Origin of the sequence: Burkholderia sp. ABCPW 11, from assembly GCF_001523445.1 — a bacterium.
In the GTDB taxonomy this organism is placed as follows: domain Bacteria; phylum Pseudomonadota; class Gammaproteobacteria; order Burkholderiales; family Burkholderiaceae; genus Burkholderia.
Map to the genome: position 1 here is coordinate 251,031 of NZ_LOVM01000031.1, position 22,206 is coordinate 273,236.

20 protein-coding genes and 1 pseudogene are annotated in these 22,206 nt (G+C 63.6%); 5 read left to right on the forward strand and 16 right to left on the reverse strand.

Annotated elements, in window-relative coordinates:
* The first annotated feature begins 67 nt into the window (after positions 1-67).
* The gene (locus WS61_RS12970; RefSeq protein WP_034205131.1) at positions 68-2,248 is read left to right on the forward strand and encodes an ornithine decarboxylase; all 2,181 of its coding nucleotides are present in this window, start codon (positions 68-70) and stop codon (positions 2,246-2,248) included.
* Between the two features lie 115 nt (positions 2,249-2,363).
* Here the strand turns inward: WS61_RS12970 and WS61_RS12975 are convergent, their stop codons facing one another.
* From WS61_RS12975 to WS61_RS12985, 3 genes are all read right to left on the reverse strand, one after another.
* Complete coding sequence (locus WS61_RS12975; protein ID WP_059500829.1) at positions 2,364-3,521, reverse strand: iron-containing alcohol dehydrogenase; 1,158 nt, start codon at positions 3,519-3,521, stop codon at positions 2,364-2,366.
* Entirely contained in the window at positions 3,518-3,853 is a 336-nt protein-coding gene (locus tag WS61_RS12980) for a putative quinol monooxygenase (protein WP_059500888.1), read from the reverse strand. Before WS61_RS12980 ends, WS61_RS12975 begins: the two co-directional genes overlap by 4 nt.
* A 243-nt stretch (positions 3,854-4,096) precedes the next feature.
* On the reverse strand, positions 4,097-4,816 hold the full coding sequence (locus WS61_RS12985; RefSeq protein WP_034205134.1) for an SDR family oxidoreductase: 720 nt from the start codon (positions 4,814-4,816) through the stop codon (positions 4,097-4,099).
* Positions 4,817-4,950: 134 nt separating this feature from the next.
* Here WS61_RS12985 and WS61_RS12990 point away from each other — a divergent pair, with 134 nt between their 5' ends.
* The 3 genes from WS61_RS12990 to WS61_RS13000 all read left to right on the forward strand — a co-directional run bounded on the left by WS61_RS12990 (position 4,951) and on the right by WS61_RS13000 (position 8,219).
* Entirely contained in the window at positions 4,951-5,928 is a 978-nt protein-coding gene (locus WS61_RS12990) for a LysR family transcriptional regulator (RefSeq protein ID WP_059500830.1), read from the forward strand.
* Between the two features lie 233 nt (positions 5,929-6,161).
* Positions 6,162-7,550, forward strand: a complete 1,389-nt coding sequence (locus WS61_RS12995; protein ID WP_059500831.1) for a nucleobase:cation symporter-2 family protein — start codon at positions 6,162-6,164, stop codon at positions 7,548-7,550.
* Between the two features lie 243 nt (positions 7,551-7,793).
* Positions 7,794-8,219: an NUDIX hydrolase gene (locus WS61_RS13000; protein WP_059500832.1), complete on the forward strand. Its 426-nt coding sequence runs from the start codon at positions 7,794-7,796 to the stop codon at positions 8,217-8,219.
* Positions 8,220-8,278: 59 nt separating this feature from the next.
* Here WS61_RS13000 and WS61_RS33285 read toward each other — a convergent pair whose 3' ends face one another.
* The 4 genes and pseudogenes from WS61_RS33285 to WS61_RS33295 form a co-directional block, all read right to left on the reverse strand.
* On the reverse strand, positions 8,279-8,491 hold the full coding sequence (locus tag WS61_RS33285) for a hypothetical protein (protein ID WP_082741886.1): 213 nt from the start codon (positions 8,489-8,491) through the stop codon (positions 8,279-8,281).
* Between the two features lie 484 nt (positions 8,492-8,975).
* Positions 8,976-10,097 carry a DUF2827 domain-containing protein gene (locus tag WS61_RS13005; RefSeq protein WP_059500833.1) on the reverse strand — a complete coding sequence of 374 codons (1,122 nt, stop codon included), beginning with the start codon at positions 10,095-10,097 and terminating at the stop codon, positions 8,976-8,978.
* A 127-nt stretch (positions 10,098-10,224) separates the two neighbouring features.
* A pseudogene (locus WS61_RS33290) lies at positions 10,225-10,824 on the reverse strand (transposase).
* Between the two features lie 125 nt (positions 10,825-10,949).
* On the reverse strand, positions 10,950-11,522 hold the full coding sequence (locus tag WS61_RS33295) for a TetR/AcrR family transcriptional regulator (RefSeq protein ID WP_257127257.1): 573 nt from the start codon (positions 11,520-11,522) through the stop codon (positions 10,950-10,952).
* Between the two features lie 140 nt (positions 11,523-11,662).
* Here WS61_RS33295 and WS61_RS13025 point away from each other — a divergent pair, with 140 nt between their 5' ends.
* Positions 11,663-12,223 (forward strand): DinB family protein, encoded by a 561-nt coding sequence (locus WS61_RS13025; protein WP_059500836.1) that lies wholly within the window; start codon positions 11,663-11,665, stop codon positions 12,221-12,223.
* Between the two features lie 56 nt (positions 12,224-12,279).
* On the opposite strand, the gene WS61_RS13030 is transcribed toward WS61_RS13025, so the two are convergent.
* The 9 genes from WS61_RS13030 to WS61_RS13065 all read right to left on the reverse strand — a co-directional run bounded on the left by WS61_RS13030 (position 12,280) and on the right by WS61_RS13065 (position 22,206).
* Positions 12,280-13,839: an IS66 family transposase gene (locus WS61_RS13030; protein ID WP_059500837.1), complete on the reverse strand. Its 1,560-nt coding sequence runs from the start codon at positions 13,837-13,839 to the stop codon at positions 12,280-12,282.
* Positions 13,840-13,870: 31 nt separating this feature from the next.
* Complete coding sequence (gene tnpB / locus WS61_RS13035) at positions 13,871-14,221, reverse strand: IS66 family insertion sequence element accessory protein TnpB (protein ID WP_059500838.1); 351 nt, start codon at positions 14,219-14,221, stop codon at positions 13,871-13,873.
* Positions 14,197-14,760: a transposase gene (locus tag WS61_RS33300; RefSeq protein WP_306459555.1), complete on the reverse strand. Its 564-nt coding sequence runs from the start codon at positions 14,758-14,760 to the stop codon at positions 14,197-14,199. Before WS61_RS33300 ends, tnpB begins: the two co-directional genes overlap by 25 nt.
* Positions 14,761-15,135, reverse strand: coding sequence for a hypothetical protein (locus tag WS61_RS13040; protein WP_059500839.1), 375 nt, complete (start codon positions 15,133-15,135; stop codon positions 14,761-14,763).
* 674 nt (positions 15,136-15,809) lie between these two features.
* A complete protein-coding gene (locus tag WS61_RS13045; protein ID WP_059500840.1) occupies positions 15,810-16,748 on the reverse strand; it encodes an alpha/beta fold hydrolase in 939 nt (312 codons plus the stop codon).
* Between the two features lie 69 nt (positions 16,749-16,817).
* A complete protein-coding gene (locus tag WS61_RS13050) occupies positions 16,818-17,996 on the reverse strand; it encodes an MFS transporter (protein WP_257127258.1) in 1,179 nt (392 codons plus the stop codon).
* Positions 17,997-18,092: 96 nt separating this feature from the next.
* On the reverse strand, positions 18,093-18,713 hold the full coding sequence (locus tag WS61_RS13055; RefSeq protein ID WP_059500889.1) for a TetR/AcrR family transcriptional regulator: 621 nt from the start codon (positions 18,711-18,713) through the stop codon (positions 18,093-18,095).
* A gap of 470 nt (positions 18,714-19,183) precedes the next feature.
* A complete protein-coding gene (scpA, locus tag WS61_RS13060; protein ID WP_059500842.1) occupies positions 19,184-21,376 on the reverse strand; it encodes a methylmalonyl-CoA mutase in 2,193 nt (730 codons plus the stop codon).
* Entirely contained in the window at positions 21,373-22,206 is an 834-nt protein-coding gene (locus tag WS61_RS13065) for a Pnap_2097 family protein (protein ID WP_059500843.1), read from the reverse strand. The genes scpA and WS61_RS13065 overlap by 4 nt, the downstream gene beginning before the upstream one ends.

Genomic DNA, 22,206 nt, shown 5'->3' on the forward strand with positions numbered 1-22,206 from the left:
TCGGGCCCGGATTGCGCGCCGATGTGAATGCGGCTCCCGTTTCCAGGTCATTTACCGGAGAGTTCGCGTGAGCCTGTTGAAAATCGCAGTCGAGCCGGCGCTGATCGGCGCCTTCCTCACCACGCACGAACAGGTCGACGTATTTCAGACCGATTTCACGAATATCGCGGCAATCGTCGTTGGAATCGATTCCGCGGAAAAGGTGCTGAAAACCGTCGAAAGAACCGGTTTCGCGATTCCGTTCTTCGTCGCGGTCGAGCCCGACCAGGAAGTGCCGCCATCGGTCCTGCCGCGCGCGAGCGGCGTGATCCAGCTTCGGCACGGCGGCCGCCATTACTACGGCCGGCAGATTTCCGCCGCCGCCGACATCTACAGCGAGAACCTGCTGCCCCCGTTCTTCAAGGTCATGCGCGAATACGTGCAGCGCGGCTACGTCGAATTCGACTGCCCGGGCCACCAGGGCGGCCAGTTCTTTTCGAATCATCCGCTCGGCCGGATGTTCTTCGATTTCTTCGGCGAAACGCTGTTTCGCGCGGACCTCTGCAACGCGGACGTCCGGCTCGGCGACCTGCTGATCCACGAAGGGCCCGCGCTGGAAGCGCAGCGCAACGCCGCACGCATCTACAACGCGGACAAGACCTACTTCGTGCTGAACGGCACGTCGACGTCGAACAAGGTCGTCACGAGCGCGCTGCTCGCGCCCGACGATCTCGTGCTGTTCGACCGCAACAACCACAAGTCGGTGCACCTCGGCGCGCTCGTGCTGTCCGGCGCGCGTCCGGTCTATCTGGAGACCGCGCGCAACGCGTGGGGCCTCATCGGCGGCGTCGACAGCGCGGCGCTCGGCGAGGCGCGCATTCGCGACGCGATCCGCGACGTCGCGCCCGAGCGCGCCGACCTGCCGCGCCCGTTCCGGCTCGCGGTGATCCAGCTCGGCACCTACGACGGCACGATCTACAACGCACGCGAAATCGTCGACCGGATCGGCCATCTGTGCGACTACATCCTGTTCGATTCGGCGTGGGTCGGCTACGAGCAGTTCATCCCGATGATGCAGGATTGCTCGCCGCTGATGCTGACGCTCGGCCCCGACGATCCCGGCATCTTCGTCACGCAGTCGGTGCACAAGCAGCAGGCCGGCTTCTCGCAGACGTCGCAGATCCACAAGAAGGACAGCCACATCGAAGGCCAGAAGCGCTTCTGCGATCATCGGCGCTTCAACAACGCGTACATGATCCACGCGTCGACGAGCCCGTTCTACCCGATGTTCGCGGCGCTCGACGTCAACGCGCAGATGCACGCGGGCCCGGCCGGCAAGCGCCTGTGGCGCGACTGCGTCGCACATGGCGTCGATGCGCGCAAGCTGCTGCTGAAAACCTGCCGCCAGATCCGCCCGTTCGTCCCGCAGCAGATCGACGGCCGCCCGTGGGCCGATTACCCGACCGAGCAGATCGTCGACGACCTGCGCTTCTTCCGCTTCCATCCGGCCGACACGTGGCACGGCTTCGAAGGCTATGCGGACGACCAGTATTTCGTCGATCCGTGCAAGCTGCTGCTGACCACGCCCGGCATCGATCGCGATACGCACGAATACGCGCCGTTCGGCGCACCGGCGCCAATTCTCGCGCGCTATCTGCGCGAGCACGGCGTCGTGCCCGAGAAAGCCGACCTGTACACGATCCTCTTCCTGCTCACGCCGTCGGAGAGTTTCGGCAAGCTGCAGCATCTGGTCGCGCACCTCGCGCAGTTCGAGCGCCATCTCGACCAGGACACGCCGCTGCGCGAAGCGATTCCATCGCTGTGCGAAGCATATCCGGAGCTGTACGGCACCATGCGCCTGCGACAGCTGTGCCAGCGCATGCACGATTTCTACCGCAGCCACGACATGAAGCATCTGCAGAAGCAGATGTTCCGGCGCGCGCAGTTCCCGAAGCAGGCGATGCTGCCGCAGGCCGCGAATGCCGAGCTGATCCGCAACAACGTCGAACTCGTCACGCTCGACCGCATCGCAGGCCGGATCGCGACCGAAGGCGCGCTGCCCTATCCGCCCGGCATCTTCTGCGTGGTGCCGGGTGAAGTGTGGGGCGGCCCGGCGCTCGACTACTTCCGCGCGCTCGAAGCCGGGATCAACGCGCTGCCGGGCTTCGAGCCGGAAATCCAGGGCGTGTACCTGCAGACGAAGCCGGACGGCACTCGGCAGGCCTCGGCGTACGTGGTCGCGGCCGGCGCGGACGCGTCGCGCCTGTAAGGACGGTGGGCGGCTGCGGGCGCGTCGGCATGCGCATGCGTTACAGCACGGCCCGCACGGCAGGCTGCGTGCGCATCGTGGCCCGTGACAGCCGACGCCGTGCGCGCACCGCCCCTCACCACGCCTGCCGGTAAATCTGCAGCGCGTCGGCCTCGGTCACCTCGCGCGGATTGTTCACGAGCAGGCGTGTCTGCAGCATCGCGTCCGACGCCATCCTCGGCAGATCGGCCTCGCCGATGCCGACCTCGCGCAGCGTGCGCGGAATGCCCGTCGCGACGATCAGCCGGTCGATCTCGGCGATCAGCGCATGCGTTTTCGCTTCATCGCTACCCGTGGCCGACGGCGCGACGATGGCCGCCAGTTCCGCATACAGCGGCGCGGCGGCCGGCGCGTTGAAGCGCAGCACGTGCGGCAGCACGAGCGCATTCGACAGCCCGTGCGGCACATGAAAGATGCCGCCGACCGGATAGGCCAGCGCATGCACGGCCGCGACCGGCGCATTCGCGAACGCCTGCCCCGCGAACATCGCGCCGACCAGCATCGCTTCGCGCGCGCGCCGGTTCTGCCCGTCGTCGCATGCGGCAAGCAGGTTGCGCGACAGCAGCGTCAGCGCGTGCGTGGCCAGCATGTCGGAAACCGGATTCTTCAGCCGCGCGGACGTGTACGCCTCGATCGCATGCACCATCGCGTCGATACCGGTGGCGGCCGTCGCCGCACGCGGCAGGCCGAGCGTGAGTTCCGCGTCGAGGATCGCGACGTCCGCGAACAGGTGCGGCGACACGACGCCCATCTTGCGCGCCTCGCCGACCGTGACGATCGACACAGCCGTGACCTCGGAGCCTGTGCCGGCCGTGGTCGGCATCTGCACGAGCGGCAGCCGCGCGCCGGCGACCTTGTCGACGCCGTACATGTCGGCCAGCGCCTGCTGCCCCGGCGCGAGCACCGCGATCAGCTTCGCGACGTCCATCGACGAGCCGCCGCCCAGGCCGAGCACGATCTCGGCATCGGCCGCGACGGCCCGTTCGGTCGCCTCGAGCACCACGTGCTCGGGCGGATCGGCGATCACGTCGTCGATCACGGTGACCTGCCAGCCGTGCGCGGCGAGGCTCTCCAGCGCGGACGCGAGCACGCCGCTGCGATGCAGGAACGCGTCGGTGACCACGCACAACCGCGCGAGCGCCGGAAAGCGTTCGCGCAACAGCGCGCCGAGCCGGCGCGCGGCGCCGAATTCGACGATCTGCGTCGGAACGGTACGGAATTGAAACGGGTTCATCGGGTGCCTCCCGGTGGCGTCGCCGTGCCGGTGTCCGGCTGCACCATGTAGCGGATCACGTCGCGACGATCGAGCAACGGAATGATCGCGCCGACGCCGATCCGCTGGAAATGCGGCGTTTCCCGATGCGCATCGAGGCCGTCCGCATCGCGGTAGCGCTCGAGGATCACGATGTGGTCGGGGTTCTCCGGCGACCGGAAGTACGCGTAGTCGAGATTCTTCGGCTCGGCCCGCGTGGCCGGCGCGAGCTCCGCGAGCAGTTCGACCACGCGGTCGCCGTTGCCGGGCTTCGCGAAGTAATGCGCGATCACCTGCAGATAGGGTTCGTTCATGCTGCGCTCCAGGTTCGACACAAGGCCGTCACGACGGGAGCGCACACCATCCGCCATGAACCGGACGGATTCAAACGCGATGAGGCGGCACCGTATCGCTGACGCGTCGTCGCATTGTATTGAATCGGCACGGCCTTCGCAGCGCCGCGGCCGGGCCGCGAACATCGGGCCCGATCCCGCACGGCACGCTCACGGCAAGCCGGAGCCCGGCCGGCCGCCGCGAGCTTTGGGCCAGCATCCTGCTCACCACGGCACCGTCCGCCCCAGATAGTCGAGGTACTCGAGCCCGGGCCGCGCCCGCTTCGCCAGCAGCACGTCGACGAGGCTCGGCACGCTCTCGTCGATGGTCAGGCGCGCATCGGGCCCGCCGAGTTCGGTGCGGACCCAGCCGGGCGCCATCAGCGCCAGCGCGCGGCGCGTATCGGCCTGACGCACCGCGAAGCTGCGCATGAACTGGTTCAGCGCGGCCTTGCTGCCGCGGTACACCTCGCGCATGCCGGTAACGTTGTTCGCGACGCTGCCCTGTCCCGACGACATCGCGCCGATCAGCCCGTCGTCGGTCACGAGATCCTGCAGCGTCTCGATCACCCGCATCGGCGCCAGCGCATTCGTGATCATCACGCGCACGAATTCGTCGGTCGTCACTTCGCCGATCGTTTCATTCGGATCGTTGGTCGTGCCGGCATTCACGAACAGCATGTCGAAGCGCCGGCCCGACAGGCGCTCGCGCAGCGCGGCCAATTGCGCGGGCTCGCAGATGTCGAGCGTGCCGATCTCGACCCGGCCGTCGAACCGGTCGGCCAGGTCGTGCAGCTTCGTGCGCCCCGATCCTTCGCGCACGGTGCCCGTCACGTGCCAGCCCTTGTTCAGGAATGCCTCCGCCATCGCCAGCCCGAGGCCGCGCGACGCTGCAACGAGCAGGATCGCGGGAGCGTTTCGTCGATTCGATTCGGTCGATTGCATGGTGTTTCGCCTTTGCCCTGTTTCGTGACGCACCCACTATAGGCGCACACTGCGACAGGCGCCAGACGCATCGAATGCAATCCATCGTTGCATCGAACGCCATGCCAGACCCCGCAGTGGCGTATCCTGTTCGCATGGAAGACATCGACCTGAACCTCGTCACCGCGCTCGACGCGCTGCTGTCGGAGAGCAGCGTGACCGGCGCCGCGCGCCGGCTGGGCCTGAGCACGTCGGCGATGAGCCGCACGCTCACGCGGCTGCGCATCGCGACCGGCGACCAACTGCTCGTGCGCGCGGGGCGCAAGCTCGTGCCGACGCCGCACGCCGCCGCGTTGCGCGACCGCGTGCATGCCGTCGCGAGCGACGCGCGCGCGGTGCTGCGTCCGGCGACCGCCGACGTCGACTTCGCCACGCTCACGGCCACCTTCACCATCCGGGCAGCCGCATCGTTCATGGAAATGCTGGCCGGCCCGGTCGTCGCCGCCCTGGCCGACGTCGCGCCGCACGTGCGTATTCGCTTCGTCCCGAAACTCGACCGCGATCCGCAAGCGTTGCGCGACGGCACCGTCGACCTCGAAATCGGCAAGCGCGGCGACGACGCACCCGAACTGCACACGCGCATGCTCTTTCACGACTGGCACGTCGCGGTGGCGCGCGCCGGCCATCCGCTGTTCGCGTCGGCCCGGATCACGCCCGCGCGCTATGCAGCCTGCCGTCACGTCGTTTCGGCCCAGTTCGGCGATTTCGGCGGACCGACCGACGACTCGACCGGCGCGATCGCCTCTGGCCCCGCCGTGCACGTCGTCGTGCCGAGCTATCCGGACGCGATGCGTGTCGCAGCCGGCACCGACCTGATCGCGCTGGTGCCGCACTCGAGCCTCGGCAACGCGTGCTCGCCGGGACTCGTCGAAGCCCTCGGGCTGCGCAGTTTCGAGATCCCGGTCCGGCTGCCGGCGATCCTCGTGTCCGCGCTGTGGCATCCGCGCATGCACGGCGACCCCGTACATCGCCGCCTGCGCGACACGGTCATCGCCGTCTGCCAGCGCGCGTATCCCAATTCCCGCCCGCCACGCACAGCGGCGCGCGGCAACGAAGCACGCGCCGCAGGCTGACGTTCCGCGGCCCGGGCCGGCCGCCGCCGCCGTCGAGGTGCAGGATTGCGCCATTCGCGAAGCGGTTGCTCGACAGGACCGCGATCGCCTGGCAGCGATGCGCCGATCGCCGGGTGCCGAACCGGCCCTTTTCCACGTTCCGCCGAATCCCCACTATTGCGGCACGGCCGGGCGGCGCCGGCGGGCCCTTCGGCTAAAATGCCGCACTTTCCACCTTGTCCGGCCCGCTCGCCATGCAACCCGCCTCCTCCGCCCAATCCGCCTCCCATGGCGCCGACGCCGCAGAAGCGGCCCGCGACCTCGTCTACGGCCCGAACGACCGGCCGGCGCCGATGGTCGCCTTCGTTGCCGCGCTGCAGCACCTGCTGGCGATCATCGTGCCGATCGTCACGCCGGGCCTGCTGATCTGCCAGGCGCTCGGCGTGTCCAGCCGCGATACGACCCTGATCGTGTCGATGTCGCTGGTGATTTCCGGCATTGCCACCTTCGTCCAGTGCAAGCGCTTCGGCCCGCTCGGCGCCGGCCTGCTGATCGTCCAGGGCACCAGCTTCAACTTCGTCGGCCCGCTGATCGCCGGCGGCAGCCTGATGGTCAAGCAGGGCACGCCGGTCGAGACCGTGATGGCCGCGATCTTCGGCGTCGTGATCGCCGGGTCGTTCGTCGAGATGGGCGTGTCGCGCATCCTGCCGTTCGTGAAGCGCCTGATCACCCCGCTCGTCACCGGCATCGTCGTGCTGCTGATCGGCCTCACGCTGATCAAGGTCGGCCTCATCAGCATGGGCGGCGGCTACGGCGCGATGGCCAAGGGCACGTTCGCGAGCGCGGAGAACCTCACGCTGTCGGGCCTCGTGCTCGGCACGATCATCCTGCTGAACCGCGTGCCGATCGTCTGGGTGCGCAGCACCGCGCTCGTCATCGCGCTCGCGATCGGCTATTTCGCGGCTGCGTTCCTCGGCCGCCTCGACTTCACCGGCATGCACCAGGCCGCGCTGTTCCAGGTGCCGACGCCGCTGCACTTCGGCATCGGCTTCTCGTGGGCGCTGTTCGTACCGATGCTGATCATCTACCTCGTCACGTCGCTCGAAGCGATCGGCGACGTGACGGCCACCAGCAAGATCTCGAACGAGCCGGTCGAAGGGCCGGTGTGGATGCAGCGCATCAAGGGCGGCGTGCTCGTCAACGGTGCGAACTCGCTGCTGGCCGGCGTGTTCAATACGTTCCCGAGCTCGGTATTCGCGCAGAACAACGGCGTGATCCAGATCACCGGCGTCGCGAGCCGTCACGTCGGTATCTGGATCGCGGGCATGCTGGTGGTGCTCGGCCTGTTCCCGGTCGTCGCCGGCGTGCTGCAGGCCGTGCCCGAGCCCGTGCTCGGCGGTGCGGCGATGGTGATGTTCGGTGCGGTGGCTGCGTCGGGCATCAACATCCTCGCGGGCGTCCACCTCGATCGCCGCGCGCTGCTGATCATCGCGGTGTCGCTTGCGCTCGGCCTCGGCGTGTCGCAGGTGCCGGACATCCTGAACAGCCTGCCGCATGCACTGAAGAACGTGCTGGAATCGGGCGTGGCGACGGGCGGCATCTGCGCGCTCGTGATGAACTGGTTCCTGCCGGCAAAGAAGTAAAGGCAATCGCGGTGCGAACCGCATGACGACGTGCCGGGCGCGATGGGGCGCGATGGGGCGTGATGGGCCGCGCCGGTCGTCGTGCCAAGGCCGAACGGCGTCAGGGGGCCGGCGCACGGCCCTGCCGCCGGCCTTGCGCTTTCGGCGTGTCACGCGACGGCCGGCCACGCATCGGCGACCGTCAATCGTCAAACCCGGTCAGGCTGCCTTGGCCGATCGAGTCGCGCTGGTTAGAATCACGACATGCCCCAGATCCTCGCGCCCGACACCGCCCCCGAAACGACTGCCGCCCCGATCAAGGAACGCGCGACCGTCGTCTGCTATCGCGACGAGCGCGTGTTGCTCGTCACGCGCGCGGCATCGCGCTGGGCGCTTCCGGGCGGCACGATCAAGCGCGGGGAGACGCCGCTCGAAGCCGCGCATCGTGAGTTATGCGAAGAAACCGGCATGACCGGACAGGATCTGACGTACTCGATGCAGTTCACCGGGCTCGCGAAGATCCATCACGTGTTCTTCGCGGAAGTCGCGCCGGACCAGACGCCGCAAGCGAACAACGAGATCGAGAAATGCAAGTGGTTTCCGATCGACGGTGTCGACCGTCTGCGCGCGAGTATTCCGACGAAGCGAATCGTCGAACTCGTCTACAACCACGAAATCCGCAAGACGTAACGCATCCCGAGCAGTCGGCCGGCTCGAGTCGATTGTCGTGATCGGAGGTGAGCGAACGTTCAGTACGAGCGCTTTCTTCGCAGTTCGTGCGTGGAATAGACGACGAGGAAGATACCCAGCATCGTGACGCCGGACGCCAGAAAGTCGTTTGCGCTTCCCGCACCGTGCAGCGCCGCCGGGAAAATACCGAGACTCAATCCCGTGCCAGCAAGAAGCAATCCTGCTGCCACGCCCCAGATCGGTCCGGCGGTCTTGTCGATTTTATTTTTCATACAGCACCCGTCTATACAGTCATGGCCTGATCGGTATCGGCAAGAACGCGTCGCGTCTACCTTCAGTCATTCCACTATAGCCGGGAAATAATTCTCATGCTTCTAGTGCTTTTCCCCATCAAGTTTGCGCGGTCGTGACCGTTGCGCGGGGTCGTGCCCGGTGCGCGGTATCGAGCCCCGGCCCATTTCCCGGTCCGTCGCGCAGCTTTCGTGTCGCCCATCAACGGGAGCAGATTCGCCAGCGGAAACCTGCGGGTTGCCGACTGCGGAGTCCGCGACGCTATCGATTGGCTCGACGCGAAGCAGTAGAGAGCAGCAATGGCGCCAAGTGCCAAGGTAGCATCTGGCCTATGCGGCTCACTCACGATCGGCATGCGGTCAGGCACGTAGCCAAGGTACGCCGCGGGATCCAGGTCGCTCAAGCACGCCCTGCCGACCAGCTATACATCGTGGCCACGCGCTTCCTGAAGCGGGGCGATCGATTTCACTCGAAAAGCCCGACAAGCAACCTGTCATACGCTTCGATCTGCTTCGGATTGGTGGACAAAAATCGCCCGATCCGCTCTCGTTGCTGAATTCGATAACCTTGCCAATCCTCATCGTGAAATTCGACGGCTCGCTCCAGCTGACGGCACCCTTCATCCACGTCATTTTTATTGTAGAAGTAGCCCAGTTCTCGGCATAGGTCGGCGTTGTGAACCATCGCGTAACCGTTCCAGCAAACATCGAAATAGAAATAATTCAATGCAAGACCGGATTGATGAGAAATGACGATGTCGGTGTATTCCGAAAGAAATTGGGGTGTGTTGTAATAACCGACAAAGCTTATTTTCGAATCCCGCACAAGATCCAGATGAGTTGCGATGCCGATGAATTCGGGGCTGCCTTTCGCGAGGTGCTCCGTGTTCGTCGCGTGCACATACGATATTTTCTCGCCTAGCCTTCGATAACCCAATTCCGCAATCAAGATCGGGTAGAGGCAGAACTTGGTAACGTCGATGTTCGGCTCCATCACGGACAACCGCTTCGGTTGTCCGGTCGGGCGATATTCCCCGCGATGCGGGAGTGCGGCCGATCGTTCTTCCACGCAGATCGGGTCCCAGACAAACGGCACCTCGCGAACAGGCTGGCGTCGCAAAACGCTGAAGAAGCCGGCGCTGGTATCGACGACTTGCGGGATGATCCACACTTGGTCGTAACGTTGGTTGATGAATACCGTTTCGGCATGCCGCCTGCCAAAAATCATTGCCTGCATCATGTGCACGTATTCCGGACCACAACAATAGCTTACGACTTTTGCGCCACGTGCCTGCAGATACGAGGTTTGCTGTTGATCGATTTGCCCCCCGAGCTCGATCAGGACATCCAGCGAATCTTTCGCGTCGTCGAAGGAACACACCGGAAACCGCTTGATATCCCAGGGAAGAGCGGACGTGATCTCGACGCTCGTTGTGTTGACGAGCTTGACTTGATGGCCGAGCGGCGAGTGTTGAAAGAGCTTCATCAGGTACAAGGCGTTCTGCTTGATGCCGTTGACCCAAAGACTCTCGGTCGCGTGGTGAAGGCCGATTGTGATGCCGATGCTAAGCGATCGTGCGGAACTCATTGGGCATCCGGTGTGCTCGTCAAATAGATGCAAATCATAGCGCCCCCGCATTTTCAGAGCGGTTAAAAACTGTCAAAATCTGGAACGTTTTCCCGCCGGACTGGACCGGCCAGAGTTTCATAGACACTCACGAGCCGTTTAGCGCGTAGCGCCGCTCAAACTCAATCGGTGAAAGACCGCCGGCGGAACCATGCCGACGAACCGGGTTATAAAACATTTCGATGTAATCGAACAGGTCCGAGGTCGCGGTCGCCCGACTCGGATAGATGCGCCGCTTGATTCGCCCCTTTTTTAGGGCGCTGAAGAAGCTCTCGGCCACGGCATTGTGCGAGTACAGATCCATCACAGCCGCCGCTGCCAGACGTAATAGCCGCTGCGATGCACGCCAAGGACTCGGCACATCGAGTGCAGGTGGAACTCGCCGAGATGGGATCGCATGAACGCGTACCTTACCGTTATCCCTTTGCAAAGTACGCGGCGGCTTTTTTTGAATGTCGCGTTCCTCGGTCAAGCGCTTGAGCGCGGTCTTCAGTCGCCGAACCTCGGCGCTCTGGTCCAGCTCCGCCTGCCGCACGACGTCGGGCCTGCCGAACTTCAGTTTCCATGCGTAAAGGCTGTGGGTCGTGATGCCCAAACGCTGAGTCACCTCTGCCACCGAATGACCCCGTTCGGTTACCTGTTTGACTGCCTCGATCTTGAACTCATCCGTGTACCGCTTGCCGCTCATGGACCTCCTCGGTTGCCATAAATTATGGTTCGAAGATGTCTACGAAAAGCTGGCCGGTCCAGTAACCTGCCGGAACCCTTCCCCCCTTCTCGTCGAAAAATCGTATGCGATCTTTTAACGACGCCTCAGCGGCGTGATTCCACCGTGACCAAGTGAGGGGCTCCCAAGTAATTGTGGGCCATTCTGATGAGTTCGCGCTTTAGTTGTGGATGTGCCAGTAGTCCCCGTCGGGCCGCGTTGTGGATAACGCCCTCAATGGCAGAAGATAGCACTTGTGCTGCTATCCCGTCCCCTTTGCTGGGGCGCCTTCCGCGATAGGCCGCAACGATAAGCGCATACCGATGGAGATACTCCTTCTGGAACGCGTTGTCGGCATCCTTCGCTTCTTCAGGCTTGGGCAGGTCAAGCAGCGTCCTGTGCAGGGACGGGTAATCTCGGTGAACAGCGATCACTCCGTTCACGAGGCATTCGATCAGACGCTCCGGCGAAGGGTGACGATCCCGAGCACGCTGCAGCACGACCAGTACGTCATCAAAATGCCGACGTCGGATTGCGTCGACCAGGGCTAGCTTGTTGGGGAAGTACTGATACACGGAGCCGATACTGACACCGGCAACCCTAGCAACTTCATTGGTTGTAAATCCTGACCATCCTCGCGCATCCAGAACGTGAGCACCCGCCGTGACGATGACGTCCACTGTCGCCCGTGAGCGCGCTTGGCGCGGGGCCTTTCGCATTGCGGATGTGGCGCCAGAAACGCGAGTAGACATGCGGACTCCAAGCGAAAATAATGTAGGCCGAGCTCACATATTATTGGACACAGGAAAGGGACGCTAGTATGGACTCGAACGAACTCTTGTTCAGAATGTTCCGCTATCAGGCGTGGGCGAATGATGAAATGTTCGAGGCATTGAAGGGACTTGATGCCGGGCAGCATGCCGAGGAGCGCCAATCCGCGCTCCGACTGATGAACCATTGCTTCGTCGTGAACAAAATATTCGAAGCGCATCTAGTTGGCGATCGTCACGGTTTTGCTGCCGACAACACGCCCGAGACGCCCGAGCTCAATGAGTTGCGTAAAGAAGTCGCAACCCTTGACCGCTGGTATCTCGATTACGTGAAGGCGGCCACGCAGACGATGCTGTCCCAATCGGTGCCCTTCGCGTTTACCGATGGTGACAATGGGTACATGACCCGCGAAGAAATGCTGACTCATGTCATCATTCACGGCGGTTATCACCGGGGCGAAATGGGAAGGCTGATGACCTCAGCTGCATCCCGCTCAGGACACGGAATGAAATTGCCATGGGATACTTACGCGGTCCATCTTCATAGAACAGAACCCGTGCGCAGACTACAGGGGAAAACAGAGTCAGTCGGAACGCCTAACCATGGGTGACATTCCTAACGCAGCGTATAGGCCAGTGTGTTGCCAATCAGCCATCGCCTGTCGTCTCAGTTTCTGAGAGGAACATTCCACGGCATAAGCGCAGCATAATCGTCTGCACCGCTTGCGATTGGCAGCATCGTGAAGATCCGTACGAGATACCGGTAGGTATCGACGCCGTTGGCCTTGCACGTTTCGACGAGAGAGTACAGGTTGGCACTGGCCTGTGCGCCGGCAACCGTATCGGAAAACAGCCAGCCCTTGCGGCCAACGACAAACGGCCGGATCGCGTTCTCGCACAGGCTGTTCGAGATTGGCCAGTTGCCATTCTCAACGTAGCGGACCAGCTTGGGCCACTGTCCGCTCATGTACTGCAATGCCTTACCGAGTAGACTCGACGGCACGATTCCCGGCAGATGCTCGACCAGCAGGCTCTCGATGATGGCGAGAACGCGAGCGCTGTATCGGGTACGTAATCGCTGCCGGCGTTCGGGTGTCCACTTCGCACTGCGCGCCTCGGCTGCGAACAGTTTACCGATCAGCAGGACGAAGCGCGTGGCTAGCAGATCAGGCGAGCGTGCAGCCTTCGGCACTGCCTCCTCAGCCTTGATAAAGCCGCGGCGCACGTGTGCCCAGCATCCGAGATGCACGAGCTGGTGATCGCGGGCGATGCCGTTGTATAGCTCGTACCCGTCGGTCATCAGCACGGTACCAGGCTGCACACCGGCATAGAGTTTCTGCGCATGCTGGGCGCCGCGCCCCGGCGAGTAAGAGAACATCCGTATCGGTGGTTCCGAGCCGTTGATCTGCGCCCACAGGTAACTCTTCGCCTGCGGCCTTCGTCCCGGTTCCTTCAGCACCTGGAACGTTGTCTCGTCGCCGTAGATCAGATCCGATTCGAGCAGCGCGTCGCGCATCAAGTTGATTACCGGCTGCGTGGCCAGTCCTACCCGCACCACGCTGGCGGCCAGCGTGTTTGATGAGATGTCGCCGCCGAAGCGACGCAACAGCTTGGCCTGGCGATACAGCGGCATACCATACTGGTACTTGCCAGTTATGATCCACGCCAGCGCAGACTCCGTGAGCAATCCGCGCGGGATGATACGCGCTGGCGCCGGCGTGACCTTGATGCCGAGATCACAGCACGGGCACGCGTACTTGACGCGCTGGTGCTGAACGACGCGGACCTGCTCGGGAATCACGTCGAGCTGTTCGCTTGTCTCGACGCCGATCTCCACGAGGGCATGACCGTCGTGCGCGCAGAATCGTTCAGACTCGGGGAGCTCGTGCCGCACGACCTCGCGTGGCAGGTTCGGATCGAGCGGTTTTCGCCCGCGCTTGCCGCGCGTGTGCGCTGCAACCAATGTGCCGGGTACATCCTCGCGCGCAGGCGCGCCGGTAGACGTCGTCAGGGCCTCTGCTTCGTTGAACAGGCCGAGCTGATCGATATGGCGCGCCTCGCTCGATGCACAGAACAGTGCGTGCTTGTAGGCCCGCAGCTTCTCTTCGGCCAGATCGCGCTGGGCCGTCACGAGCCGAAGCTCACCACGCAGCGTATCGCGTTCGACGCTCGCGGCAATCAACGCCTCGTACTCCTCGGCGCTCAACATAACGGGGTTGTTCGACATGACCGATTAGACCATTCCACGTGCCGAGTGTTCAGCTCATCCGCGCGTAATAGCGCTGGGGATGCTTCTGGATTACGGCCAGATCGATGCCGTCGAGCAGCCAGTGCAACTGCTCCGAGCTAAGCGTGATCGTGTCGCCTCCGCTCGGCCAGATGAAGCGGTCAGCTTCGAGCCGCTTGAGCAGTAACCAGAAGCCGTTGCCGCCCCAGCCGAGAATCTTGATGCGATCGCGGCGACGGTTTCCGAAGACGAACAGCGCCGAGGTCATCGGGTTCAGGCGCATTGCCTGTTCGACCAGGATCGATAGTCCATTGATACTCATGCGGAAGTCGACCGGATCGCGGTGCAAGTAAACCTTCAGCCCTTCGTCGAACCGGAACACGGCAACCTCCCCAGCATCTGGACGATCGCCGTCAGTTCTTCGAGGCTGGCCTCCCCAAGGTCGAATTCAACATCGTTGGGTAGCCGCACATGCAACGCAATCGCCATCAGCGACTCTGGCGCTCGAGGTGGTGACGGCTGCTGTGGCGCCGACATCACCGGCACAAACGCAGAAGGCGATTCTGATGAGGGATAGTGGGACGTTGGCCTAGGAATATCAATGGGTACGCCATCGGGCACAACCTTATCGGCCAACGGCCGCGCAAGTTGCCGTTGTTGATGGCTTGCGATCCATTTTCGCAACTGGTTCGGATTGACGTCGTGGTCCATTGCCGTGCGAGCAATCGACACGCCAGGCTTCAGGCACAGCTCGACCAGTTCCTGCCGCGCTGCTTCGTCAAATTCGCGTCGACCGTCTCGCTTACGGCCAACTACCAGTCTGTTTCGAAGATTCGGTCGCTCTGTCATTAAGGTCTGAGTGCAAGTGTCCACGCGGACACCTAGCTTCCGACCTCCTGACCCCCATGGGAAGGGCGTCATTTATTGACCGCTTACGAAGAAACCGACCAACGCATAGCAAGCAAGCTGCATCGCGTTGTAGGCCAGCAGCGCGAGGAACGCACCGCCGACGCCGGCAGGCCGGCCAAGGCCCGTCGCAATGTAGGCATAGAACGCCCCGGCGTTTTTCACGTAACGGCTCATCGCGGCGTACCCGACGCTGAAAAGCAGGTAAATCAGGCCAGCGAATACGAATGTGCCGGGAACGCCAATCCCGTTGCCGAGACTGATGCTCACGGGTATCACGCCGACAAGCGCGGTCAACGGGCCGTTGGTCGCAATGACCAGAAATACGATCGACAACATGCCGAGCGCGTTTTTCCTGAGCGCTGGCTTGCTTTGGACATCTCCCTTCATTTTCGACTGTCTCCTGAATCCACGACCTTCTCGATGAGGTCGGGTGAAGACCATTCTTCAAAGCCAAATCACCGCGCACAATCAACCGTTCGGCTGATTTTTTCTTTCAGTTTCCATACACCAGCAACCGCCGCCAGCCTTCGCCAGCATCGGCGCGCCGCACGCCGATGCGCGAGCAGTGTAGCGAACATCCGTCGATGCGAACTTCGATCGAATGGGGCCGACGACCGGTTGCACACCGCAAACGCTGCACGTGCGGGTCAAGCGCGAGCAGGCCGACCACGGTAAGCGCGGTAGCGTGACGACGGACGAGCATGGACGCCCCAAAGGTCAGGAGCGCGAAATCGACGAAATGCGAGTGGCGGAAGGCAGCAGACTCTCGATTGTCAATGCCATGGAGGGAGCCCTATTGCGCCGGTGCGTCCGCCAGGTCGCATTGCACGCAGCGATTACCCTCTGCGAGGCGATATTCTCCGGATCAATTGTTAGTTCGACATGGGGGAGACCTTCCCCCTTTGCTTCGCAAGAAGGCGGTGCCCGTGACAAACCGAACAAGGCAGTCAAGCCAGAAAATGTGGCGGAAGTCCGATCGTTAGTTCATCACATCACTCGTTTGTGCGCTGTGTGCACTACCGATGCCAATTGCGGTCTCCGTTGCCAATCCTCCGCTTCCGTCACGCCGCCGCGAATGCGAGAATCTGACTCGCGACAACACGTGGCGCCTCCTCCGGCATGTAGTGGCCGCAATTGTGGAATACGCCGCCATGAACGTCTCGAGCGACGATGCGCATGGTGTCGAACAGCATCGATCCGACGCCCGTCTGCGCTCCAAACGCGAGCACCGGCATGTCTAGCTTGGTCCGGGCGCGCTGGCGGCTGTGTTCCAGCCCCTCGACACCGAGCATGTGCCGGTAATAGGAGAGCGCTGAGCGCGTCGCGCCAGGTGCGGCGTTCACTCTTACATACTCTTCGAGATCGGTGGGCATAATGGTCCATCCGCGAAGCGCTTTGACGCGGAACAGCCAGGCCAGGAATTCCCGCTCACGGCCCTGCAGCAAGATTTCCGGCAGATCCGCTAGACGGTTGAAAGCGAAATGCCACGTCTTGACATTGGCTTCTTCGGTCGGAATGCCTGCTGACGGGGGCGGCGAGATGCCGGGCAACGCCGCGTCGAAGACTGCGAGACGGCCCACGTCTTGCGGCCACTCGGCGGCATACGCATAGCCGATCCAGGTGCCGAGATCATGTCCCACGACGTCGATCGGACCATCGGACACCAGTTCCAGCGCTTCGACGAACCCGTGAATCTCGGCTGCCACCGTTCGCATGTCGTACCCGGCGGCAGGACGATCCGAATCTCCCATGCCTCGCGGATCGATGGCAATCACGCGTCGCCCCGCCGCGGTAAGCAGTGGCATGACATACCGCCATGCATACCAGCTTTGCGGCCATCCGGGCAGGAGCAACACTGGCGCGCCGCGACCACCCTCCACGAAATGCAGGCGCACGCCGTTCACTGTGGCAGTACCGTGATGAAACACACGCCAGAATTCGGTGGCATCAAACGGCGGGCATGTATCGGCCGCCGACGTGCAAATTACGCTCTGCTCCATGACAACTTTTCTCCTCTGCTCAATGTTGCGCCAACACACCGCCGGTGGGCAGCGCGAGTAACGGACGACTCATCGGTGCGATGGGCGCGGGCGACCGGGACGGAACTCGGTCGCAAAGACCACTGCCGCCACCATTGGCAAAGCAAAGCCGATCGCAGAAGCGAGCGGCCAGCCGCCACGCGCGTATGCCCAGGTACCGATCGCAGACCCAGCTGCGCCGCTCAGGTAGAAAGCGGCCATAAACAGGCCGTTCAGTTTGCTGCGATGCTCGACGCCCAACGCGAAAATCGCGCGCTGCCCGAGCACCACATGGAGCGTCACGCCAATTCCGAGCGCGACTGCTGCACCGGCAAACATCGCGACGCCTTCCGCAGTATTACGGTGCGCCAGCCAGGTCATCGGAAAACTCGCGGCAACGAGCAACATCGCGACGCCGGTTGCCGTGCGCGTCCAGCCGCGATCCGCGACTGTGCCTGCGACGGGTGCCGCCGCAACGCCAGCGGCGCCGACAAGCGAAAACCAGGCGATGTCTACTTGCGACAAACCATAGCGGGGGCCGGCGAGCAACAGGGGCACGACGGTCCAGAACAGGCAGAAGGATGCAAAGAGGGCGGCATGATAGAAAGCACGCCGCTGCAACACCTCGGTCGTACACGCCAGACGGGCCATTGATCGAAGCAATTGACGATAATCCTGCGCAGCGTCTGGCATGCGTCGTGGCAGCACGCTCCATAGCACGGCGCCGGCAATTGACAGACACACCCCGGACATCACAAATATGGCGCGCCACGACGCTTCATGCGCTACCACGCCAGCCACTGGCCGCGCCAGCATGATGCCGAGCATCTGCCCACTGGTCATCAGACCGATGATGCGGCCGCGCCCTTCTTCTGGTGCAAGATGTGATGCGTAGGGAATCAGGATCTGCACCACGACCGACGAAATCCCGACACACAGTGAGGCGGCGAGGAAGGAGCCGGCATGACGCGACATCGATGCGAGGAACAACGAGGTCACGCAACAGAGCGTCAATAGAAGAATCAGCCGACGATTTTCGAAAAGGTCGCCTAACGGGACAATCGCCAACAACCCCAGTCCGTAGCCGAGCTGCGTGAGCGTGACGACAAGGCCCGTCGTAGCCGGCGACAAACTGAATGCCGATCCAATCAGGCCAACTACAGGCTGCGCGTAGTAAAGGTTTGCGGTAATGAATGCGCCTGCCGCGGCAAGGATCAGCGCGAGCTGCATCGATAGCATCGAACGCGGTGCTGTTCCAGCATGAGTCGTCTTCACGGTTTGCAATTCCACAATAGGAAGCAATCACTTCCAAATTTGACAAAAAAATCAGTTGAGCAATTCGAGCGCATTTTCGACAACGCCCATCATCTCGCCATGCGACCGCCCCGTCTTGCCCAGCACGCGCATGCCCTGAACGACGCAAAGCAGCAGCAGCCCAGTGGACTCGGCATCCAGGCGCGAGGAAATAGAGCCGTCTTCCTGGCCTTGCCGGACAGCCTCCACAAGACGCTTTTCATGCACTTTGAGCACGCTGGCTACGCGCTTGGCCATTTCCGCATCGGAGCTTGCCAGATCCACGGCACTGCCGACCACGAGACAGCCGCGCCGTCCAACCACTCCGTGACTGTATTCCGCATATAGTCCGAGGATCGTCTCGACGCATTGCCTGCCCGTCTGTGCGCTCGCCAGTTCCCGCGCCATCCGCTCGTTGCGCAGGCTCACGTAACGTTCGAAAGCTGCCAGAAAAACGGCCCGCTTGTCCTTGAATGCTTTGTAGATGCTGCCTTCCGTAATGCCAAGTGCCGCCGTCAACCTGCCCAGTGATGTCGCGTGGAACCCGAACTCACTGAAGACTATGATCGCCTTGTCCAGTATGTCGTCGAGCTCGAATTCACGCGGTCGGCCTGCGCCACGCGATGTGACTCTGTCAGTGAAGGAAGTGTTCATGCTGCGCATATTAGAAAGCAATCGTTTCCAAATCAAGAGATTTTTTGCATCCTCTCGTGCTGGTATTACTGCCCTAATTCCAGCCGTCCAATAACTCGTAGAGATCGGTCGCCTCAGGCAATGGGCCAGTGGCGCGTGCCCCCTCCCTTCCGACGCTTGTGTCGTGGGGAAACGCGACTCGCAGAGCGCTGAGTCGATGTATCTGTCGTCCCGCCATGTTGCCCTCCCTACCCACAAACCCACATCGCTACCCATACTTCGTGAGGAAATTGTGCGGAACGTCAACGGCCGTCGCAAGCACGCCGTTACCCATAAACCGCTTTAAAATCAGCGACCTACAGGACATCAACGGAAGAACCCGGAATGGCCCGGAAGGCCCATGTGGCGGAAGGCAGCGAACCGCATCACGCACAAGAGCGATGTCGGCGGCGTGACGGTCGGCTCGAGCGCAGACGCGATCGGCGCGGGTCTTACGCGCATGCGCTGCCACCGCTGTCGCAAGAACGGCTGGTAGCCCCGCATGCGCTTGCGCCGTACGTCGAGTGTGCGCTGCGCGCCCACTCAATACATGCACACAGCGCTTCGACGATCGCGTCGAGCGGCGTGCCCGGCCCGAAAGTCGCCGCGACGCCCTTCACCTTCAGATATCGCGCATCCGCGGCGGGGAAGATTCCGCCCAACACCACCGGCATCTCGGCGTGAAGCAAGGCCAGTTCGTCGAGCAGCCCTTCGACGAGCTCACGGTGCGCGCCCGACAACGACGAAATGCCGACGATATCGGCGCCATGCGCCTGCGCGGCTGCCGCCACGGATGCAGGTTGCTGAAACAGCGGCAGGCGAAGAACGTCGAATCCGGCGTCCTCGAGCGCGGCTGCGACGACGGCCGCACCGCGGTCGTGTCCGTCCTGGCCAAGCTTGGCGATCACGATGCGCGGCCTGCGTCCCGCGCGTTTCGCCAGCCTGTCGACGCAGCCCTTCGCCGTCCGCCATGCGGTGTCGCCTCGCCGATGTTCGCCGTAGACGCTCTCGCCGTCCGCTTCCACCGCCGCGGCATGCCGCGGCCATACCGATTCCAGCGCGCGCGTACACTCCCCGACGGTCGCACGTGCCCGCATGCAGTCGATCGCCAGTGCGAGCAGGTTCCCGGTGCCGTCGCGCGCCGCGTCGGCCAACCGCTGCAACGCCGTCGCAACCCGCGCCGGATCGCGCGCGGCCTTGAGGGTTGCGATTCGCCGCGCCTGCCCGGCACGAACATGGCGGCCGTCCATCTCGCGCACCATGAATTCGTCCGTCGGATCGCTTGCGACGAAACGGTTCACGCCAACCACGGTCCGGCGCCCGGAATCGACCTGCGCCTGCGTCGCGGCCGCGGCACGCAGCAAGCGCCGCTTGACCCAGCCGGACTCGATCGCGGCGATCACGCCGCCCTGCGCGTCGATGGCGACCAGCTCGGCGCGCACGCGTGTCGCGATGCCGTCCGTCAGCGACTCCATCATGTACGAGCCGGCCCACGGATCGACCGTGTCGCACAGTCCCGTCTCGTGCTGCAGAATCAGCTGCGTGTTGCGCGCGAGGCGCGCCGCCGCCGCGGAGGGTAGCGCAAGCGCTTCGTCGTACGCATTCGTGTGCAGCGACTGCGTGCCGCCGAACGCTGCGGCCATCGCCTGCGCCGTCACGCGAACGATGTTGTTTTCCGGCTCCTGGGCCGTCAACGACCAGCCCGATGTCTGGCAATGCATGCGCAGCGCGCACGCCCGCGGCGAACGCGCGCCGCATGCATGAGCGATCTCCGCCCACAGTAGACGCGCCGCGCGCAGCTTGGCGATTTCCGTATAGAAATCGCTGCCGACGCCGAAGAAAAAGCTCAGTCGAGCGCACGCTTCATCTACGGGCATGCCGCGCGCGGCCAACGTGTCGACGTACGCGCGCGCGTTCGACAGCGTCAACGCGAGTTCGAGCACGGCATCGGCGCTGGCTTCCTGGAAGTGATATCCCGACACCGACAGCGCATTGAAGCGCGGCGCATGCTCTGCCAGCCATAACGCGACGTCGGCGACGATCCGCATCGACGGCGCCGGCGCGAAGATCCACGTATTGCGGACCATGTACTCCTTCAGGATGTCGTTCTGAATCGTCCCGCCGATCCGCGCGGGCGGCACGCCCTGCTCCTCGGCGGCCACGACGAACGCCGCCATGATCTGCAGGACCGCGCCATTCATCGTCATCGACACGGTCGTGCGATCGAGCGCGATGCCGTCGAACAGCCGCGCCATGTCCTCGACCGTGTCGATCGCGACGCCGACCACGCCGACGTCGGCCCGCGCGTCGGCGCAATCCGAGTCGTAGCCGCGCTGCGTCGCCAGGTCGAAGGCCACGGACAGCCCGTGCGCGCCCTGCTCGAGGGCCGTGCGAAACGCGAGATTGGAATCGGCCGCGTCCGCGTGACCCGTGTATTGCCGGATCGTCCACGGGCGATCGGTATACATCGACGCGTACGGCCCGCGCACATAGGGCCACGCGCCGGGCATGCCGCCGAGATGCGCGACGGCGTCGAGATCGCGCTGCGTGTAGAGCGTCCGCAGCGGCACCGCACGCGCGCCTCGGTCGTTCCGCGCGACGTTCTCCACGTCGGCGCCCGGGTTCCTGATGGCCGCTTCGTTCATGCCCGGCTCCAGCGCTTTTGCGTAATCACGTCGGCAATCTTCGTCCCGTCGCTGTCGCGCACGATTTCGCTCCAGTGCAGCAGGCCATCCGCATCGGATCGGGCACGCGCGAAACGCACGGTCAACGCATCGCCGATGTCGAGATTCCCATGAAAGTACAGTTGCCGCGCCGCCAGCAGCGGTGCGTGCGCGAAGCGGTAATGCTGCCATTCCGCGCGGTCGACGAAGGCCTGAAAGCTGGCGAAGTAAAGCAGGTCCGCGCCGTTGAAATCCATGTTCGGGCACGGCAGGAACGAAACGCTCGCGCCGTCGCCCTCCGCGAGGTCGGCGAGCGCCGGCACGCCCGACGCATCCCACGCGCGCAGCGTCTTCACCCGTTCCGCCATCGCGAGCGCATCGGCCGGGACCGGTCCGGTGCGGCCGTCGATGCCGGTCATGCGCGCCTTCGCCACCGAGCGGTTGTTGCCGGCGTGTTCGCGCGTCACGAACGTCGACATCATCCGCACGATGCCGGCTTCGTCGTCGCCGTGCCGGATCCGCTGTTCGCTGAAATGGCGGATCGGGCCGACCCGGTGAAGCGCGACATGAAGCGCAAACGCGTCGTTCTCGCGAATCGCGTGACGGCGGTTCATGTCGACGTGCACCGCCACGAACGACGCATAGGCGCGCCGCCCCTCGTCGTCGAAAAACTCGGGCGCGTCGCGGCCGCTCTGCGCGGCCAGCGCGTCCCAGTGACGTTGCCCGCACTCCTTGAGCAGCCAGTTTTCCGCGAGCCCCGTGTGCGCGAGCTGTGGCATGCCGGCCCGATAGCGATGAATGGCGGTGTGCAT

Bases quoted from the DNA above. Each gene is read 5' to 3' on its own strand.
- WS61_RS13030 (WP_059500837.1), bottom strand. From the start codon at position 13,839: ATGTCGAACAACCCCGTTATGTTGAGCGCCGAGGAGTACGAGGCGTTG.
- WS61_RS12980 (WP_059500888.1), bottom strand. From the start codon at position 3,853: ATGAACGAACCCTATCTGCAGGTGATCGCGCATTACTTCGCGAAGCCC.
- WS61_RS13025 (WP_059500836.1), top strand. From the start codon at position 11,663: ATGGACTCGAACGAACTCTTGTTCAGAATGTTCCGCTATCAGGCGTGG.
- WS61_RS12995 (WP_059500831.1), top strand. From the start codon at position 6,162: ATGCAACCCGCCTCCTCCGCCCAATCCGCCTCCCATGGCGCCGACGCC.
- WS61_RS33300 (WP_306459555.1), bottom strand. From the start codon at position 14,760: ATGACGCCCTTCCCATGGGGGTCAGGAGGTCGGAAGCTAGGTGTCCGC.
- WS61_RS13055 (WP_059500889.1), bottom strand. From the start codon at position 18,713: ATGAACACTTCCTTCACTGACAGAGTCACATCGCGTGGCGCAGGCCGA.
- WS61_RS13050 (WP_257127258.1), bottom strand. From the start codon at position 17,996: ATGCAGCTCGCGCTGATCCTTGCCGCGGCAGGCGCATTCATTACCGCA.
- WS61_RS13045 (WP_059500840.1), bottom strand. From the start codon at position 16,748: ATGGAGCAGAGCGTAATTTGCACGTCGGCGGCCGATACATGCCCGCCG.
- scpA (WP_059500842.1), bottom strand. From the start codon at position 21,376: ATGAACGAAGCGGCCATCAGGAACCCGGGCGCCGACGTGGAGAACGTC.
- WS61_RS33285 (WP_082741886.1), bottom strand. From the start codon at position 8,491: ATGAAAAATAAAATCGACAAGACCGCCGGACCGATCTGGGGCGTGGCA.
- WS61_RS13065 (WP_059500843.1), bottom strand. From the start codon at position 22,206: ATGCACACCGCCATTCATCGCTATCGGGCCGGCATGCCACAGCTCGCG.
- WS61_RS13000 (WP_059500832.1), top strand. From the start codon at position 7,794: ATGCCCCAGATCCTCGCGCCCGACACCGCCCCCGAAACGACTGCCGCC.
- WS61_RS12985 (WP_034205134.1), bottom strand. From the start codon at position 4,816: ATGCAATCGACCGAATCGAATCGACGAAACGCTCCCGCGATCCTGCTC.
- WS61_RS13040 (WP_059500839.1), bottom strand. From the start codon at position 15,135: ATGAAGGGAGATGTCCAAAGCAAGCCAGCGCTCAGGAAAAACGCGCTC.
- WS61_RS12990 (WP_059500830.1), top strand. From the start codon at position 4,951: ATGGAAGACATCGACCTGAACCTCGTCACCGCGCTCGACGCGCTGCTG.
- WS61_RS12975 (WP_059500829.1), bottom strand. From the start codon at position 3,521: ATGAACCCGTTTCAATTCCGTACCGTTCCGACGCAGATCGTCGAATTC.
- WS61_RS13005 (WP_059500833.1), bottom strand. From the start codon at position 10,097: ATGAGTTCCGCACGATCGCTTAGCATCGGCATCACAATCGGCCTTCAC.